The organism is Amycolatopsis sp. 195334CR, assembly GCF_017309385.1.
In the GTDB taxonomy this organism is placed as follows: Bacteria; Actinomycetota; Actinomycetes; order Mycobacteriales; family Pseudonocardiaceae; genus Amycolatopsis.
Map to the genome: position 1 here is coordinate 642,305 of NZ_JAFJMJ010000002.1, position 16,587 is coordinate 658,891.

Sequence of the window (16,587 nt, forward strand, 5' to 3'; positions counted from 1 at the left end):
GAAGCGGAGACCTGCCGGGCGAAGGGTGTTACGCGTCTTCGCACAGGGCGGCGTCGATGAGGTCGAACGCCGACGGATCGGACGGCATGAAGTTGGCATTCGTCATCGCCGAAGCGAAGCGGCCGTCGTCGGTGGTCATCGTGATGGACGCGTGCCCGGTCGGCAGCACACCGTTGTGCCCCCAGGCTTCCCCGCCGCACGAGAGCGGCAGGGTGAACACGCCGAGCCCGTAGTTCTGCGGTGCTTCCGGGGCGATCGGCACGGTGGTGCGCATCTCGGCGAGCGCGTTCGGCGAGAAGAGCTCGCCGTCGGCGATCGCGCGCTGGAACCGCGCCAGGTCGTCCAAAGTGGACTCCATCGCGCCCGCCGAACTCCACACGGACAGCTCGGCCAGCGTGGTGGCGTCGAACCAGAAGAAGAAGCCACCCACCCGGATGCCCTGGTAACCGGGCACGAAGGGCGACCGCAGCGCGCGCTCACCCGGTTTCGGGAACGACGTGCCGGTGAGCCCGAGCGGGGTGATGATCCGCTCGGTGATCGCGTCGCCGACGGACTGGCCGGTCAGCTTCTCGATCAGCAGGCCCAGCACCAGGTACCCGGCGTTGGAATACTTGTGCCCACCGCCGGGTTCGCCCTGCGGGGCGTCGTCCATCGCCGCCTTGACCAGTGCGGCCAGGGTGTACGTGCCGTTCGCTTCCGCCTTGGCACCGGCGGGATCACGCACCAGCCCGGCGGTGTGGTTGAGCAGCTGTCGCACGGTGATCACGGTGCCGTCGTAGTTCCCGCCGAACACGCCGGGCAGGTACTGCTCGATGGGCGCGTCGAGGTCGACGGCACCCTCGTCGAACAGCTGGAGCACCACCGCGGCGGTGAACGTCTTGGTCTGGCTGGCGATCCGGAAGTGGTCGGCCGAGGTGATCGCCCGCTGCTCGCTGATGCTGGCCGAACCGCTGGACAGGGTCCAGGAGCCGGTGTCGTCACCCGCGTGCACGGCCGCGCCGGGACCGGCTTTCTGCTGGTACCGGTTGAGCACGTCCTGGGTGGCGGCGTGGTCCTGGGCGTGCGCGGGCGGGGTGACCAGTGCCATCGCGACCAGCGCACCGGCCGCGATGCCGGACAGGCGGCGGGTTCGCCGGGTCACGCCTGGGCCTCCTTGACCGGGATCCACTCGCCGTCCACCGGGTTCTGCACGGTGTCCTCGGATTCGTCGGTGTCGCTGTCCTTTTCGGAATCCTTGTCGGAGTCTTTCTCGGAGTCCTTGTCGGTGTTGCTGTCTTTGGAGCTGTCGCTGGCGGAGTCCGACTGGCTGTCGCCGGTCGCCGAGGACTCGCTCTGGCTGCTGGACGAGCCCGAACCACCGGCCAGGTCACCGATGACGCTGAGCCCCTCCTTGGCGACGTCGAGCACGCCGACCGCGCCTTCGATGAGCTTCACCAGGTTCTCGCCGCTGCTGAGCAGCGCGGCCAGCTTGCCGGCGATCTGCCCGCCGTAGTCCACGGCGATCGCCACGCACTGCGGGATCGCCTGCGCGATGCTGGCCCCGAAGGTGGCCGGTGCCGCGGCGATCGCCTCGGTCATGATCGGCACGATCTTGCCGACGGCCTCGGTGATCAGCCGCGTGACGATGTCGACGACCTGCGCGACCACCTCACCCGCGGCGGTGATCGCCGCCGCGTTGGTGGCCGCCGCCTCGCCGATCGCCTTGATCCCGTCGACCAGCTTGGTGGCGGTCTCGGTGTAGTTCTCCTTGGCCCCGCCCGACCATTCGCTGGTCTCGTTCCCCGCCGTGGAGCCGTACCCGTCCGCGACCGAGTTGGCGCCCTGCGAAGCCTGCTCGTGCTGCCCGGCCGGTCCCGAAACGGAGTCGGGCTCGCCGCGCAACTGCCCGAGCGGCTCCTCGAGGAACGAAATGACCGGGGTCAGGAAGTCGCAGCCCGCGCTGGCCAGCGCGGACAACGGGCTGGCCGTCGAACCCAGCATGTTGATCGATACGGCCGGTTCACCGGAGAGATCGCTCGAGAGCCATTCCTTGCTGCCGACGGAATCCTTGGCGATCCGCAGGTCCACCAGTGCCGTGTTGATCTCGACCGCGGAGGCGGGCGCCTCCTCCTCCGTCGCCGTGCCCTTCATCGGCCACCCTCCTCGATGCCGGCGAGCCGGTCGCCGTGGCTCTCGTCCGTGTGCTCGTACTGGTCCGCGGCCCGGCGGAGCCCGTCGCCGACCTTGTCCAAAGTGGACGACGCGTGGGCGAACGCGCCCATCGTCTCGGTCATCGCGGCGCCCAGGCCGGTGGTGATGAACTGCGCGAACATGCCCAGCGACTGGGCACCCAGCTCACCCGGCAGCCCGGCGCCGATCGAGGACAGCTGATCAGCGTGCGCGTTCAGCCTGCTCGCGTGCGTGCGCAGCTGCTCCGGGTCCACTTCGGACGACTGCGGCGCGGTCACCGGACCACCTCCGCCGGGAGGTGCTGGGTGATCCGGGTGAGTGCCGAGTTGTCGCCGAGGTAGCCCGCCATCACCTCGGCCACCTGCGAGGCGGCCATCCGCTGCGCTTCGCGCGCGGTGGCCACGATGAGCCCGGCGAGCGCTTCGGCTTCGAGCTTGCGCGCCATCGGCGTCAGCTGGATTCCCTCGAACGCACCGGTGGCGCTGACCGTCACGGTGACCTCACCGCGCGGTGACCGCGCGGTCGCCCCGGCCCGCTGCAGGCTGTCGCTGGCCTGGCGCGCGCCGTCGGCCGCGCGTTCGAGGCGATCGCGGTAGTCCGCCAGCCATTGTGCTGGATCCATGGTGTTCCCCTTCTCCGTTCCCCGTAGGTGTTTCAGCTTCTCGCGTGGTGCGGCGCGGCCGCCTCGCGCAGTACCCGGACCAGTTCGCTGTGCCGCAGCGGGTTGACGCTCACCCAGCCGAAGGCGTCGCGATCCACCCGGACTCTCCCCTGTGGACTGTCCAGCCAGGACAGTTCGAGCGGGCGCTCGGCGGCGCCGGTCGGCGGGCGCACGACCGCGCCGAGCTGCCCGCGTCCCGGGACCGAGGCCAGCAGGCCGACGAGCGCGTCGACCGCGGCCTCGTCGCCGCCGCGTTCGCGGACCAGGGTGCGCACCCGCTGCCGCGGTGCCGCGACGCCCGCGGTGTTCTCCAGCAGGCGGGTGGCGTCCTCGACCACGCCGGGCGGCAGCGTGAGCGGCATGGTGGGCGCGGCCTCCAGCGCCGGGATCCGGCTGGTGAACTCGCCGGTCAGCGCGGCGGCGCCGACCCGGCGGACGGTGACCGGGCCGGGCAGGCCGGCGATCGACTGGCTGCACACCACGGCGTGCTGGCCGAGGACCATCGCCACCACGCCGGTCACCGCGGTGCCGTCGACCACCACGAGGTCGACCGCGTTGCGGTGCTCGCGCAACGCGGTCACCAGCTCCGCGGCGACGCCGATGGGCCCGTCCTCGTCGGCGAGGCCGCGGTCGGCCAGCGCCTGCCCGGCCGCGGCGAGCAGCGCCTTGCGCTCACCCTCGATGCGGCCGAACGAGGGCACCCGCAGCGGGAAGGGCGGGCGCGTGCCCGCGAAGGTGCCGAGCAGGTCCAGCTCGGCCAGCTCGAACCGCGCGCAATCGCTTTCGGCGGTGGTCATGACGCCTGCCCCGCCCGGTCGAGCTCGCCGGTGCCGCCCGGGCCGCCGCTACCCGTTCCGCTGCCGGTGCCGCTGCCGCCCGGGCCGCCGGTGCCGCTGCCGCCGGTGCCGCTGCCGCCTGGGCCGCTCGTGCCGCCGGTGCCGGTGCTGCCCGAGCCGGTGTTGTTCTGGCCGGTGTTGCCGGTGGCGTCGCCGGAGTTGCCCGCGCCGCTGCCGGTGCCGCCGCTGTCACCACCGCTGCGGCTGTTGCCACCGCTGTTGGCGCTGCCGCTGCCGTGGTTGCCGCTGCCACGCGAGTCGTCGGGCTCGCCGCTGGTGCGCAGGTCCTTGCTGGACTGCTCTTCGTGGTTCTGGTACTTGCCCTTAGCCTCGCCCAGCATGTGCTGGTAGTCGCGCACCTCCTTCACCGTGGCCTCGATCTCACCGGCCAGGCCGGAGCTGCCCGCCGCCTCGCGGAGGCGCATGGCCAGGTGCACGGCGGGCGGCGCGGTGCCGAGCATCGGCAACCGCTCGGCCAGGCGGCACGCGGTGGCCACCAGATCGGCGGTGAGATCCCCGAGTTCGGTCAGGGTGGAGATCCGCTGGTCGAGCAGATCCAGTTCGAGGGTCAGCTTCCCGTCGCTCATCGGAGCTCCTCCGGCGGCAGGCCGATGACCGCTTCGCTGCCCGGCTCGGCGGCCGGGAACAGCCCGTGGTCGATGGTCGGCAACTGGTTCTCGTGCTTTTCGTCGTCCGAACCGCGGCCGCCACCGGCGCCGGGCGGCACCATGCCGCCCATCGCGCCGCCCCGGCTCGCCGCCATCTCGGCCGCGAGCCGCGCCGCGGCGGTAGTCCCGCCCGGCATCGCCATCGAGCCGCTCCGCAGGCCCTGCCCCAGCGGGTTCGCGTAGTTCACCCCACCGGCGATCCCGGCCCCGGCGATGGCACCCGCCGCCAGCCCCCTCGGCGCGCTGCCGGTCCGGGAAACGGTGCCCGGCTCCGTGGCGCCGACCAGGTTCTGCCACGACGCCGGGCTGGTCGAGCCCGTGCTCGACGCCTGCGTGGTGCTGCTGCTCGGCATCGTCGACGCCGCGGGGATGGTGCTCTGCGCCTGGCTGATCATCGTGCTCGAGTCGGTCAGGCTGGATTCGTAGGTCTGCATCGCGCGGACCGCCTGCTGCTTCTGCATGTCGGTGGCGCCCGCGCCCATGTAGAAGCTGAACCCGGCGCCGCCCACCGCGCCGAACGCGGTGCCCGTGCCCGGCGGTGGCGGTGGTGGTGCCGGTGGGGTCGACCCCAGCGCGATCGGCGGCGGTGGCGGCGCGGTGATGCCCGCCCAGTTGGTCACCGCGTCGGTCATCGGCGCGGCCGGATCACCCGGCGGGGGCGGCATCATCGCCCGCGCCATCGACAGCGCGTCCGCGGCCTGCCCCGCCGCCTGCTCACCCGCGTGCGCCAGCGCCGCGAGCGTGTCCACCCGGTCGGCGAGCACGCTCAGCCGGCGCGCCGCCTCCTCCGCACCGGAACCACCCCACCCCTCCAGCAGCGCGGCCCGTTGCTCGCGCAGCACCTCGGCGTGGTTGACCAACGCCACCCGGTGCTGGGCCCACTCCGCGGCGATCGTGCTGACGTCGGCGACGTCCGCGTCCTGCCACAACATCTGGTACAGCTCCTCGTGGCTGTACGCCTCCCAGTTCACGCTGCCAGCCGGCGCCGCCTGCTGACCGAAATACCTGTCCCACACGCTGGACGTGCCCGTCGAGGCCGTCTCGCTCGCCACCCCGGATCCCCTTTCCAGTAACCACCGCTCCTCGGCTGGAGCCATGCTCGGCCGGGGCGGGGCACGCGTGGAAGGGCAAGGACCGGCCATCCGTGGCCGGTGGGTCTGACCAGGGGAAACGCCTCAACTGCCGGTGCGGTACGCCTTCGCGAGGTGTTCCTGGAGACGGGCGTGGCGGAACTGGTAGACCGCCCCGGACTGGCGCAGCACGCCCCGCCGGTAGGCGTCTTCGAGGAAGGTGCTCACCGCCCACGGCAGCCTGCCGATGAGCGGCAGGCGGAACCGGGCGAAGATCAGCCACTGGCCCCACGCGGTGAAGCTGATCAGGTAGGCGAACCCGGCCGAGAGCCCCGCGGTGACCCCGAGCAGCACGCTCGCCTGCGAGGACCAGCTGATGTCCAGGTGCGGCCCGCTGAGCCCGTTCAGCACGCCGATGGCCGCGAAGCCGCCGAAGGCGATCGCCAGGCAGAGCGCCAGCCCGAGCAGCACGGCCAGGCGCAGCGCGGTCACCCGGTTGACGGCGAGCAGATCGGCGGGACTGGTGGCCGTGGTCAGGTTCGCCGGCTTCTCCAGCACGACCACGAGCGCCAGCAGGATCCCGCACGCCGGGCCGAACGCCAGTCCGTAGACGGCGGCGCTGAGCAGGGTGGTGCGGACGGCCGTGCCGAATTCGTCGGCCATGGCCAGATCGGGCGACAAGGCGATCACGACCAGGGAGGTGAGCGCGTAGGTGACACCCGCCAGCATGCCCCCGGCGGTGCCCGCGACCAGCCGGACCGCGACCTTCCGCCGGAGACCGGGTTGTCTCGCCGACCGGGTGGGCAACCGCACGCGCACCCGGGTCGGGGCGACGACCCCGCCCTTGCGGAGCACGAACAACAGGTACAGCAGCGCGCACGGCCCGGCGATCACCGGGCCCTCCATCAGGCCGTCGAGGAACACCACGTGCGGCCGGAACGGGAAGTCGTAGACGAAGACGTTGAGCGGGGTGAACACCAGCCAGACGAACAGGGTGGTGGCCAGCCACGCGAGGGCCGTCACCAGGAGCACACGCGAGCGCTGCCGCAGGTGGGACGCGCCCAGCCGCCACCATTCGAGGTCACCGGTGCCCCGCCGGTCGAGTTCGTCGGCGAGGAAGCCCAGCCAGTGGCGCACGCGCTCGACGTCCCAGTCCCGCGTGCCGTCGTCGTGCCCGGGATGGCCGTGGTAGACGGTGGGGACGAAGGTGTCGAGCAGGTGCTCTTCGAGCGCCCGCGTGGTGGGGAAGCGTTCGGCGTCGAGCAGGTCCGCCGGGTCGCGGCCGACCGGATCGCTGTAGACCGTGCGCGCGAGGCCGACCATGAGCGGGGTGCGCAGGACCTTGGCGAGGTTGGCGGCGGGCCCGGGTTCGGCCTCGCGCAGGGCGTCCAGCACCGGGTCCCAGGCGGTGGCCGCGCTGCCGTTGACCCGGCGGGCGGTGCGCGGCAGGTAACCGGCGAGGTCGTCCGGGGTGAGGTCGGTCAGCTCGACGACGGCGGCCGAGGTCAGCACGTCGACCATCGTCACCGCCCGCTCGTACTCGCCGAACCGGCTGGTCAGCAGCAGCGGCATGGACACCGAGTTGAGCGTTTCCAGCGCCGGGCGGTGCAGGCCCTCGGCGATCTCGTCGAAACCGTCGAGCACCGGCAGGATGCGCCCGGTGTCGACCAGCACGGCCGCGAGCGTGGCGCCACCGGGTGCGGCGGCGGCCAGGCCGGGGTGGTCGCGTTGCAGCATCTCGACCAGCCAGGTGCGCAAGGGCGTCGAGGTCGGGTTCCAGCCGCCGATGTTGAAGATCACCGGGACCGCGTCGCCCGAGGTACGCGTGGCGAGCGTGTCGAGCACGAACCGCAGGGTCAGCACGGTCTTGCCGCCGCCGGCGCGGCCCAGCACCACCAGCCGCCGCGAGGGCACGAGGCGGTAGACCTCGGCCATGTTGCCGACCTCGCCGGACAGGTCCAGCGGCGCGGCGGTGACCCCGGCCGGGACGCGGCAGACGTTGTCCCAGTGGTCGGCCAGGTGCTCGGGGGCCTGCCGCCACCGCACGGGCAGCGGGAAGGGGTCGTGCACGCGGCGCAGTTCCTCTTCGCGCCGCAGCTGGGTGGCGATCACCCTGGCCAGGTCGTCGGCCGCGGCGGACACCTCGGCCGGGACCGCGGGCAGGCGGCCGGCGGCCGGGGCGGGCGCGGGTGCCGGGGTTTCCACCGGCTCTTCCGGCGGCGGGGTGCCCCCGGCGGCGACGAGGAGGTTGCGGCGCTCGCCGGGTGCGACGTCCAGCGCGTCGGCGAGCAGGGTCACCGTGCCGATGCGGGGATCGTTGCCGCTGCCGTTCTCCAGCCGCCGGATGGTCCGCACGCCGACGCCGGAGCGGGCGGCCAGCTGGTCCTGGGTGAGCCCGGCGCGGCGCCGCGCGTCACGCAGGAGGACGCCGAAACGGTTGGCCACGTCGGGGATCCTCCATGCTGCTGGTCGGCGGGCATGGCGATCTTAGTGAGAAACCCACGCCGCGTACGGGGGTTTGCCCTTTCTTCGGACGCAGATCACGTTCAGCCGTCCGGCACGCTGGCGCCCACGGTCACGTAACCGCGCCAGTCGTGGGCGGCGGCCGGGGAGTAGCTGGCGAAGTCGAGCGCTCGCATGGTTTCGCCTTCGCTGCCGCCCTCGAGCACTGGCATCGGCCACCGGCGGGCGGGGTGACGGAGTCGAGCCAGTCGCACAGTTCGCGGGCTCGCGGCGTGGTGGCGGGGGCGAGGTCCTCGAACATCTCGAAGGCGTGCGGGGCGCCGCCCGGTTGGCTTTCCGGTGCGCGGAGGTCCGGCTCCAGGCCCCAGCCGTACCCGCCGTCGCTGTTGCTGGAGCAACTGGCTCTGGGACGGCAGCGGCTGGCGGCAATACCGGCAGGGCGAACGCTCGATCAGCACGCAGAACACCTGGGGGCACTGCAACAAGGACTTTTACGAGGACAGCAGGTAGCCGTCGTGGACAAGTGTTTTGCGCTGACGTCCTAGCAGGACCGGTCCCGCGGTCCTTACCTTCGCAGGGTGTTGCCCGAGTGCGAGGGAGCTGAACCTGTGCCGTCCACACCGGAAACCAGGCTTCACGGGAACCTCGGCGTGCCCGGGGTGGTGTTCCTCGTCCTGGCCGCCGTGGCGCCGTTGACCGGGATCATCGTCATCGGCGGCATCGGGATCGCGGTGGGCGCGGGCGGCGGCACACCGGCCATGTTCCTGCTCGCCACCGCCGTCTTCCTGCTCTTCGCCGTCGGGTACGCGCAGATGGCCCGGAAACTGGTGAACGCGGGCGGCTTCTACGCCTACGTCGTGCGCGGGCTCGGCCGGACGGCGGGCATCATCGCGGCGTTCGTGGCCATGGTGGGCTACAACTGCTTCGTCGCCGGGGCCGTCGGCACGAGCGGGTTCTTCACCTCGATGGTGATCGCCGACGTGTTCGGCCTGAGCCTGCCGTGGTGGGTCTGGAGCCTGATCTCCGTGGCGGGCGTGTGGGTGCTGACCCGCGGCGGCATCGACATCTCGGCGAAGGTGCTCGGCGTCGCGCTCGTGCTGGAGGTCTCCATCCTGATCGTGCTCGACGTCGCCATCCTGGTGACCACCGGCTACTCGTTCGAGCCCTTCCTGCCCGAGGTCTTCCTGGCCGGTTCGACCGGACTCGGCTTGTTGTTCGCCGCCAACGCCTTTGTCGGCTTCGAGGCGACCGGGCTGTTCAGCGAAGAGGCACGCGACCCGAAACGCACCATTCCCCGCGCGACGTACCTGGCGATCACCTTCATCGGCGTCTTCGCCGCGGTCACCACCTGGGCGATCGTCTCCGCGCTCGGCGTGCGGCAGGCGGGCGGTGTCGCGCAGGAACACCTCGCCGCGGGTGACCTGGTCTTCACCATCTCCGCGGAGTACCTCGGCAGCGGCCTGACCAACGCGATGCAGCTTCTCCTCGTGGTCAGCCTCTTCGCCGCGCTGCTCGCGCTCCACAACTCCGCGACGCGGTACCTCTACGCGCTCGGCCGATCCGGTGTACTGCCGCGAGCGCTGGCACGCACCCGCCGCCGGAACGGCGCGCCGGTCACCGCGTCGACCGCGCAACTCGCCTTCGCGACGTTGGTCGCCCTGGCCTACGCGATCGCCGGACTGGACCCGATCGCGAACCTCGTCGCCGCCTTCACCGGCCTCGGCACGCTCGGGATCGTGGTGCTGCAAGCGTTTGCGGCCACCGCCATCGTGGTCCACTTCCGGCGCGCGCGGGACCCGCGGCTGCTCGTCACCTTCGTCCTCCCGACGGTCGGTGGCCTCGGCCTGTGGACGGTCACCGCGCTGGCGTTCGGCAACTTCCCGGAGCTCGCGGGCAGCGAGAGCCCGGTCGTCGCGTTCCTGCCGTGGCTGCTGCCGATCGCCGCCGCGCTGGCCGTCGCCGTCGCCTTCTGGCTGCGTTCGGCGAAACCGGCCGTGTGGGCTGCCCTGGACCAGGATCTAGAGGTGTGAGCCGAGCCGTTTCCGGTAGGCGGCGCGGTCTTCCGAATCGGGTTGGAGGGCGCGGTCGTCGCGGAAGAGGCGGCGGACGGCGTTCAGCACCGGTTCGGGCGTGATGGCGGCGACCGCGGCGAGCGCACCGACGTACCGCGGCACCGCGATCTCGCCCTTGCGCGTGGTCGCGGAACCGACCACGGCGGCGGCGATGTCCTCGGGCGCCACCTTGGGGATCGGCTTCATGTCGAGCCCGGAGGCGAGCGCGGTGTCCACAGCGGACGGAAGCACCGTGGTGACGCTGACACCGCGGTGCGCGTACTCGCGGCGGGTCGCGGCGGAAAGCCCGACGACGGCGTACTTCCCGGCGTTGTAGATGGCCAGGCCCGGGATCGGGAACTTCCCGGCGAGCGAGGCGACGTTGACGATGTGGCCGCGCCCGCGGTCGAGCATGCCGGGCAGGGCCAGGCGCATGCCGTGCACCACGCCGAGGAGGTTGACCTCGATGGACAGCCGGGTGATGCGGTCGTCGAGGTCGAGGAAACCGCCGTTGGGCATGATGCCGGCGTTGTTCACCAGGACGGCGAGCGGGCCGTGCTCGGTTTCGGCCTGGTCGAGGAAGGTGCGGAAGGAATCGGGATCGGCCACGTCGAGCGGGTGCGCCGAGGCACCGAGATCGGCGGCGGTCCGCCGGGCGAGGTCCAGGTCGAGATCACCGATCGCGACGCGGGCGCCCCTGGCGGCGAACGCGGCGGCGGTGGCGCGGCCGATGCCCTGCGCGCCGCCGGTGATGGCGACGGTGGCACCGCGGAGATCGATGGCGGGGTACCGGGTCATGACGGAGCTCCTTGGCGGATGGCGGCGCGGACCCGCGCGGGGACGTGCCGTCGGGCGGCGGACAGGGTGGCCGGCCGGTGCCGGTGGTTCATGAAGTTGAAGCCCATGGCGGCCAGTTCGCCGGGGCCCGGTTCGATCCGGATGACGCGGGTCCCCGCCGCACGCAGGGCCGCGATCTCCCGGTCGAGCCCGGCCGTCATCCGGCGGCGGAGCAGGCGTTCCACCCGGGCGAGGCCGGTGGCGGGCGCGGCTTCGCCACTGGTCATCGGCGCCACGACAACGAGTTCGGCCAAACCGAGCGGACCGGCCAAGTCGGCGGACACCGACGAGATGGTGCCGCCGTCGAGATAGTTCCGGCCGCCGATCGGGACGGGCGGGAACCAGCCGGGGATCGCCCACGAGGCGGCCAGCACGTCACCGAGTCCCGCGCGCGGAGCGCCGGGGGAGCCGAACGCGACCCGCTCACCGGTGCCCGCGTCCGCGGCCACGATCCAGGTGGCCGGATGCGGCACCCAGTCGTCCGGACCGGCGAGCCGGGCACCCAGATCGCGCAGCCACGCCGGGTTGCCACGTCCGCCGGGCAGCAATCCGGCGGCGGCCGCGGTGAAGTCGACCCTCCCGCGAAGTCCACAAAGGACAAGTCGTCGCGCCGGCCAGCTCAGCGAGGGCAGCGGCGGCCGGATGCCGGGCAGGTGGGCGAGGTGCGCGGCGAGCACGTCGTCATCGGTGTCGCCGTCGAGCGCACTGAGGATGTCCGACGCCGACCGCCCGGATCCCAGCAGCGCCACCAGTTCCGAGCCCGCCGAGGTGCCGATGAGCACGTCGGCCGTGCGCGGGTCCCAGCCGAGTTCCCGTTCGACGGCTTCGAGCGCGACCGCCGTCCAGGCGAAGCCGAGCGTGCCCCCGCAGCCGATCGCGAGTCCGCGCCGGGTCATGCCGCACTCGTGTAGCTGTAGTGCGACAGGGGGAAGCGCGCCGCGTCGCGGTGGGCGCTGAGCGTCGACGTCGGCCGCAGCAGGGTGGCTTCGCCGTGCTGGTTGAAGTAGTAGCTGCGCGCGGTCGCGCACTGGCCGAGCGAGAACACCGAATTATCGGTGACCTTCGTCCGCATCCTCTCCAGGAACGCGTCGTTCGCTTCCCTGGTGACCTCGAAGACGTCGGCGCGGCGGTCGGCCAGCGCGGTGAACAGCCGCCGCATGTGCTTCATCTGGCACTCGATGGTGGTGAAATAGGACAGTCCACTGTAGGCATACGGGCTGTTGAGCGAGAGCAGGTTCGGGAACCCGGGCACGGTCATCCCCTCGTACGCCTGGAACCGGTTCTCCCGCCACCACTTGCCGAGGTCCCGGCCCTCGCGCCCGAGCACCTCGAACGCCGGGAAGTTCACGTCCCAGAGGTTGAACCCGGTGGCCAGCACGAGCACGTCGATGTCGGTGCGCCCGGCCGCGGTGGCCACGCCGGTCCGGTCGACCCGCTCGATCGACGAGGTCTCCAGCCGCACGTGCGGCCGGGTGAACGCGGGGAAGTAGGTGTTGGAGAAGGTGGGCCGCTTGCAGCCGAACGAGTAGTCCGGGGTGAGCTTGCGGCGCAGCTCCGGGTCCCGCACCTGGCGGTGCAGGTGGGCCCGGCAGAACTGCTCGGCCACCCAGTTCGTCGCGCGGAACTGCTTGTAGCGCACCACGCCGGAGATCATCATCAGTTCGAGCACCGCGCTGCCGGCGAACCGCACGGCGCGCTGCGCGGGCGGCAGCGCGGCGAACACCGCGCGCAGCGGCCGCGGGATCCGGTAGTCGGGCTTCGGGCTGACCCAGATCGGCGTGCGCTGGTACACGGTCAGCTCGGCGGCGAGTTCGGTCAGCTCGGGGATCAGCTGCACCGCGGTGGCGCCGGTGCCGATGATCGCCACGCGCTTGCCGCGCAGGTCGTACGAGTCGTCCCAGGCGGTGGTGTGGATCACCTTCCCGGCGAACTCGTCGATGCCCTCGATGTCGGGGACCTTGGGCTGGGAGAGGAAGCCGGTCGCGGTGACCAGGTACTTCGCCGTGACCACCTCGCCGCCCTCGACGGACACCCGCCAGTGGCGGTCGTGCTCGTCCCAGGCCGCGCCGGTGACCACCGCGCCGAACCGCATCAGCTCCCGCAGCCCGTACTTCCCGGCCACGTGCTCGGCGTAGCGCTTCAGCTCCTCGCCCGGCGCGAACAGTCGTGACCAGTGCGGATTCGGCTCGAACGAGTACGAGTAGGTCGACGAGGGGATGTCCACCGCCAGCCCGGGGTACCGGTTCACCTGCCAGGTGCCGCCGAGCTCGGGTTCGCGCTCCAGGATCAGCAGGTTCTGGTAACCCAGCCGCTTGAGCTGGATCGCCGCGCCCATGCCGCCGAACCCGGCGCCCACGATCACGGCGTCGTACTGGGTGCTCATGCCACCTCCCGGAATGATGTGTCAGTTCCGGAACCGTATGTCAGTTCTGCGCGCAGGGCAATACACTGCGGGCATGAGCTCCAGTGCCCAGCCGATCAGCCGTGCCGAACGGAAGAAGCAGGAACTGCGCCGCGAGATCATCGACGCGGCCTTCGACTGCTTCGCCGACCGCGGCTACCACGCCACCGGGATCGCGGACATCGCCGCGCACCTGGGCATCGGGCACGGCACCTTCTACCGCTACTTCTCGAACAAGCGCGACATCGTGGACCACGTGGTCGACGACCTGGTCAACCGGATCACCGGGGCGCTGACCGCGGAGAACGCCCCGGACGCGGTGTCCACCCTCGACGCCTACCGGGCCCAGTCCGCGCGCATCGGCGAGGCGCTCGCCCGCATCTTCGGCGAGGACCCGCGCGTCGCCCGGTTGCTCCTGTTCGACGCGCCGGGCATCGACCAGGCGATGGCGGAGCGGATCCTCGACCTCTTCGAGGTGGCCAAGACGCTGACCGCGGCCTACCTCTCGCACGGCGTCGAACTCGGTTACCTGCGTGCCGACCTCGACGTGGAGAACACCGCCCACGCGCTGAACGGCATGATCCTCGCCTCAGCGATCTCGTCGCTGCGAAATCCGGATCCGGCGCACCAGCGTCAGCTCAGCGAGGCCGTGCGACGCGTGATGTACGACGGGATCGCCGCGCGCTAGCCCAGCGGCATGTGGCGGTTGACGTCCTTGTAGAGCAGGTACCGGAACGGGCCGGGGCCGCCGGCGTAGCAGGCTTGCGGGCAGAAGGCGCGCAGCCACAGGAAGTCGCCCTCCTGGACCTCGACCCAGTCCTCGTTCAGGCGGTACACGGCCTTGCCCTGGAGGATGTAGAGGCCGTGCTCCATGACGTGCGTTTCGGCGAAGGGGATGCAGCCGCCGGGCTCGAACGTGACGATGTTGACGTGCATGTCGTGGCGGAGGTCGGCCGGGTCGGCGAAGCGTGAGGTGCGCCAGACGCCGCCGGTGTCGGGCATGGCGACCGCCTCGACCTCGGCGTCGCTGGTGACGAAGGCTTCGGGCGGTTCGATGCCGTCGACGTGCTGGTACTTCTTGCGGATCCACTGGAAGTGCGCTGCTTCGGGGCCCGAGCGGTTCCACGCGGTCCACGCCTGTCCCGGCGGGAGGTAGGCGTAGCCGCCCGGGGCGAGCACGTGCTCGTCCGCGCCGATGCGCAGGGTGAGGATTCCGCTGGTCACGAAGATCACCGACTCGGCCGCCGGGTCGGTTTCGGGCCGGTCGCTGCCGCCGTCGGCGGAGACCTCGACCATGTACTGGGAGAACGTCTCGGCGAAGCCGGAGAGCGGCCGGGCCAGCACCCACAGCCGCGTGCCGGTCCAGAAGGGGAGCGCGCTGGTGACGATGTCGGAGTTCGTGCCGCGCGGGATGACCGCGTAGGCCTCGCGGAACATCGCGCGATCGGTCAGCAGCTGGGTCTGTGGCGGGAGCCCACCGGTGGGAACGTAATAGCCTGGCTGGGACACGGTGACTCCTGTTTTCGTATCGTGGAACCTAAATTCCGCAGAGCCTTCGAAGTCAACGTCACCGCGCGAGCGGTGTCAACTCAGCCGTGTCCCGGGCCCTGGCCGCGACGAACGCGAGCACGGTCATCCCGGCGATGGCGCAGGCCGACAGGACGGCCGAGACGATCCAGCCCGTCGGCATCTCGGTGATCGGTTCGCCGTCGGCGCCGTGGAAGCGCTGGTAGCCGGGCATCGCGATGAGCTGGGAGAACAGCGCCACCGCCAGCGCGGCCACCCAGCCGGCGAGCACCTTGGCGGTGACCCGGCCGGGCGCGAACAGCGAGGCCAGCACCGGGATCCCGACCACCGTGACCGCCTGGACCAGCAGCGAGACCACCTGTGCGTGCGGGCCGACCTCGGAGGCGTACCAGCCCAGCGCGAGGACGGCGATCAGCCCGGTCAGCACCCAGCGGCGCCGCAGCGGCCCGCGCACGACGCGGATCGTGGCGATCACCGCGGCGATGGCGCCCGGGGCGTAGGCCGCGGAGTGGGCGACGAACTCCCAGATGTACTCGGGATCGGTGTTGAGCTGGGCGACGATCAGGAAGGCGACCACGCCGGAGGTCCAGAAGGGGGTGCTCCCGGCGAGCAGCGCGGCCCAGGTCCGCTGCGGTCCGCGGAGGCACAGGAGGATGCCGGTGACCAGCATCAGGATGCTCAGCGCGCCGGTGACCAGCGGGGCCAGGAAGCCGAGCGGGTCCATCGCGCTCGACGCGGAGATGCTGACGCCGAGCAGGGAGACGTCCACTCCGGCGAGGGTGGAGATCGCCAGTGCGGCCAGGGAGAAGAAGCTGAGCAGGCAGAAGACGCCCGCGGTGATCAGCCAGGGATCGTGGGGCGGGCGGGGATCGGGGAAGTACGGCTGGGGCGGTGGCCCCCAGTGCGGTGCCGGTGGTGCCATCGACGGTGGCATGCCCCCGGGCGCGACCCCGGCGGGTGCTCCGGGGAAGGCCGCTGCTCCCGGGAACGCTGCGGAGGTCGGGGATGCGGCGGGCGCCGGGAACTCTGCGGAAGTCGGCGCGGTAGCGGCGAACGCGGCCGGTGCCTGAGCGGCCGCCGTCGCGACTGTGGTTTCGCCGCGGATGGTGGTCAGGCGCATCCGGATCTCCTCGGCGGACGGGCGGTCCGTCACCGGCTTGGCCAGCATGGCCAGCAGCAGCGACGCGAACTCCGCCCCCGCGCGCGCCGGGGTCGGAGGTGCCTCGGCCAGGACGGCGGCGAGGGCGGCTCCTCCGGTATCGCGGCGGAACGGCGAGACGCCTTCCACCGCGAAGAACAGCGTCACGCCCAACGCCCACAGGTCCGACGACGGCGCCGACCGGCCCTGGATCTGCTCCGGCGCCATGTACGCGGGCGAACCGACCATGATGCCCGAAGCAGTGGACGTCGAATCGCCGTCGAGGCGGGCGATGCCGAAGTCGGCGAGCTTGACCTCACCGCGCGCGGACACCATCACATTGCCCGGCTTCACATCCCGGTGCACGATCCCGAGCTTGTGCGCGGACACGAGCACGTCCAGCAACCGCAACCCGAGATCGGCCGCCTCCACCGGCGACATCGGTCCTTCTTGGACGATCCGGTCCTGGAGCGTCTCCGCTTCGACCAGCTCCATGACGATGAAGACCTGCTCGTCATCCTCGATGGCGTCGTAGACGGTGACCGCGCCGGAGTGGTTCAGCCGCGCGGCCAGCCGCGCCTCGCGCAGCACCGTCGCGCGGGTCTCCGGCTGGGCTTCCAGCGAGGGCGGGAGGGTGACCTCCTTGATCGCGACGAACCGGTCGAGCAGCAGATCCCGCGCCCGCCACACCGTGCCCATCCCGCCCCGGCCGAGCATCTCCTGCAGTACGAACCGATCGCCGAGCCGCCGCTGCGTCACCGAACAC

The 16,587-nt window shown here is 71.8% G+C and carries 16 protein-coding genes; 2 read left to right on the forward strand and 14 right to left on the reverse strand.

Going from position 1 to position 16,587, the window contains the following annotated elements; genetic code table 11:
• Positions 1-28: 28 nt before the first annotated feature.
• From JYK18_RS25895 to JYK18_RS47615, 9 genes are all read right to left on the reverse strand, one after another.
• Positions 29-1,141 carry a serine hydrolase domain-containing protein gene (locus tag JYK18_RS25895; RefSeq protein WP_307796059.1) on the reverse strand — a complete coding sequence of 371 codons (1,113 nt, stop codon included), beginning with the start codon at positions 1,139-1,141 and terminating at the stop codon, positions 29-31.
• Positions 1,138-2,130 carry a hypothetical protein gene (locus tag JYK18_RS25900; protein ID WP_206806059.1) on the reverse strand — a complete coding sequence of 331 codons (993 nt, stop codon included), beginning with the start codon at positions 2,128-2,130 and terminating at the stop codon, positions 1,138-1,140. The genes JYK18_RS25895 and JYK18_RS25900 overlap by 4 nt, the downstream gene beginning before the upstream one ends.
• Entirely contained in the window at positions 2,127-2,447 is a 321-nt protein-coding gene (locus tag JYK18_RS25905; RefSeq protein WP_206806068.1) for a type VII secretion target, read from the reverse strand. Before JYK18_RS25905 ends, JYK18_RS25900 begins: the two co-directional genes overlap by 4 nt.
• Positions 2,444-2,791 (reverse strand): YbaB/EbfC family nucleoid-associated protein, encoded by a 348-nt coding sequence (locus tag JYK18_RS25910; protein ID WP_206806076.1) that lies wholly within the window; start codon positions 2,789-2,791, stop codon positions 2,444-2,446. The genes JYK18_RS25905 and JYK18_RS25910 overlap by 4 nt, the downstream gene beginning before the upstream one ends.
• Before the next feature lie 32 nt (positions 2,792-2,823).
• Positions 2,824-3,627: an ESX secretion-associated protein EspG gene (locus JYK18_RS25915; RefSeq protein ID WP_206806078.1), complete on the reverse strand. Its 804-nt coding sequence runs from the start codon at positions 3,625-3,627 to the stop codon at positions 2,824-2,826.
• On the reverse strand, positions 3,624-4,253 hold the full coding sequence (locus tag JYK18_RS48315) for a hypothetical protein (RefSeq protein ID WP_374195064.1): 630 nt from the start codon (positions 4,251-4,253) through the stop codon (positions 3,624-3,626). Before JYK18_RS48315 ends, JYK18_RS25915 begins: the two co-directional genes overlap by 4 nt.
• Positions 4,250-5,305 carry a hypothetical protein gene (locus tag JYK18_RS25925; RefSeq protein WP_307796060.1) on the reverse strand — a complete coding sequence of 352 codons (1,056 nt, stop codon included), beginning with the start codon at positions 5,303-5,305 and terminating at the stop codon, positions 4,250-4,252. Before JYK18_RS25925 ends, JYK18_RS48315 begins: the two co-directional genes overlap by 4 nt.
• A 204-nt stretch (positions 5,306-5,509) precedes the next feature.
• Positions 5,510-7,849, reverse strand: a complete 2,340-nt coding sequence (locus tag JYK18_RS25930; protein WP_206806090.1) for a helix-turn-helix transcriptional regulator — start codon at positions 7,847-7,849, stop codon at positions 5,510-5,512.
• A gap of 101 nt (positions 7,850-7,950) precedes the next feature.
• Positions 7,951-8,079 carry a hypothetical protein gene (locus JYK18_RS47615; RefSeq protein WP_277992300.1) on the reverse strand — a complete coding sequence of 43 codons (129 nt, stop codon included), beginning with the start codon at positions 8,077-8,079 and terminating at the stop codon, positions 7,951-7,953.
• 396 nt (positions 8,080-8,475) lie between these two features.
• On the opposite strand from JYK18_RS47615, the gene JYK18_RS25935 reads away from it, so the two are divergent.
• Positions 8,476-9,897 (forward strand): APC family permease, encoded by a 1,422-nt coding sequence (locus JYK18_RS25935; protein ID WP_206806093.1) that lies wholly within the window; start codon positions 8,476-8,478, stop codon positions 9,895-9,897.
• Here the strand turns inward: JYK18_RS25935 and JYK18_RS25940 are convergent.
• From JYK18_RS25940 to JYK18_RS25950, 3 genes are read right to left on the reverse strand one after another with little or no spacing between them, the layout of a single operon-like run.
• Positions 9,886-10,716: an SDR family oxidoreductase gene (locus tag JYK18_RS25940; RefSeq protein WP_206806095.1), complete on the reverse strand. Its 831-nt coding sequence runs from the start codon at positions 10,714-10,716 to the stop codon at positions 9,886-9,888. The two genes, JYK18_RS25935 and JYK18_RS25940, sit on opposite strands and share 12 nt — an antisense overlap.
• Positions 10,713-11,651 carry a patatin-like phospholipase family protein gene (locus tag JYK18_RS25945; protein WP_206806098.1) on the reverse strand — a complete coding sequence of 313 codons (939 nt, stop codon included), beginning with the start codon at positions 11,649-11,651 and terminating at the stop codon, positions 10,713-10,715. The genes JYK18_RS25940 and JYK18_RS25945 overlap by 4 nt, the downstream gene beginning before the upstream one ends.
• A complete protein-coding gene (locus JYK18_RS25950) occupies positions 11,648-13,138 on the reverse strand; it encodes an NAD(P)/FAD-dependent oxidoreductase (RefSeq protein WP_206806099.1) in 1,491 nt (496 codons plus the stop codon). The genes JYK18_RS25945 and JYK18_RS25950 overlap by 4 nt, the downstream gene beginning before the upstream one ends.
• A gap of 73 nt (positions 13,139-13,211) precedes the next feature.
• Between JYK18_RS25950 and JYK18_RS25955 the strand changes: the two genes are divergently transcribed.
• Positions 13,212-13,844, forward strand: a complete 633-nt coding sequence (locus JYK18_RS25955) for a TetR/AcrR family transcriptional regulator (RefSeq protein ID WP_206806100.1) — start codon at positions 13,212-13,214, stop codon at positions 13,842-13,844.
• On the opposite strand, the gene JYK18_RS25960 is transcribed toward JYK18_RS25955, so the two are convergent.
• Together JYK18_RS25960 and JYK18_RS25965 are read right to left on the reverse strand one after the other, a co-directional pair.
• Positions 13,841-14,665 carry a bifunctional allantoicase/(S)-ureidoglycine aminohydrolase gene (locus tag JYK18_RS25960; RefSeq protein ID WP_206806101.1) on the reverse strand — a complete coding sequence of 275 codons (825 nt, stop codon included), beginning with the start codon at positions 14,663-14,665 and terminating at the stop codon, positions 13,841-13,843. The two genes, JYK18_RS25955 and JYK18_RS25960, sit on opposite strands and share 4 nt — an antisense overlap.
• A 58-nt stretch (positions 14,666-14,723) precedes the next feature.
• Positions 14,724-16,580, reverse strand: a complete 1,857-nt coding sequence (locus JYK18_RS25965; RefSeq protein ID WP_206806102.1) for a serine/threonine-protein kinase — start codon at positions 16,578-16,580, stop codon at positions 14,724-14,726.
• Positions 16,581-16,587 lie beyond the last annotated feature (7 nt).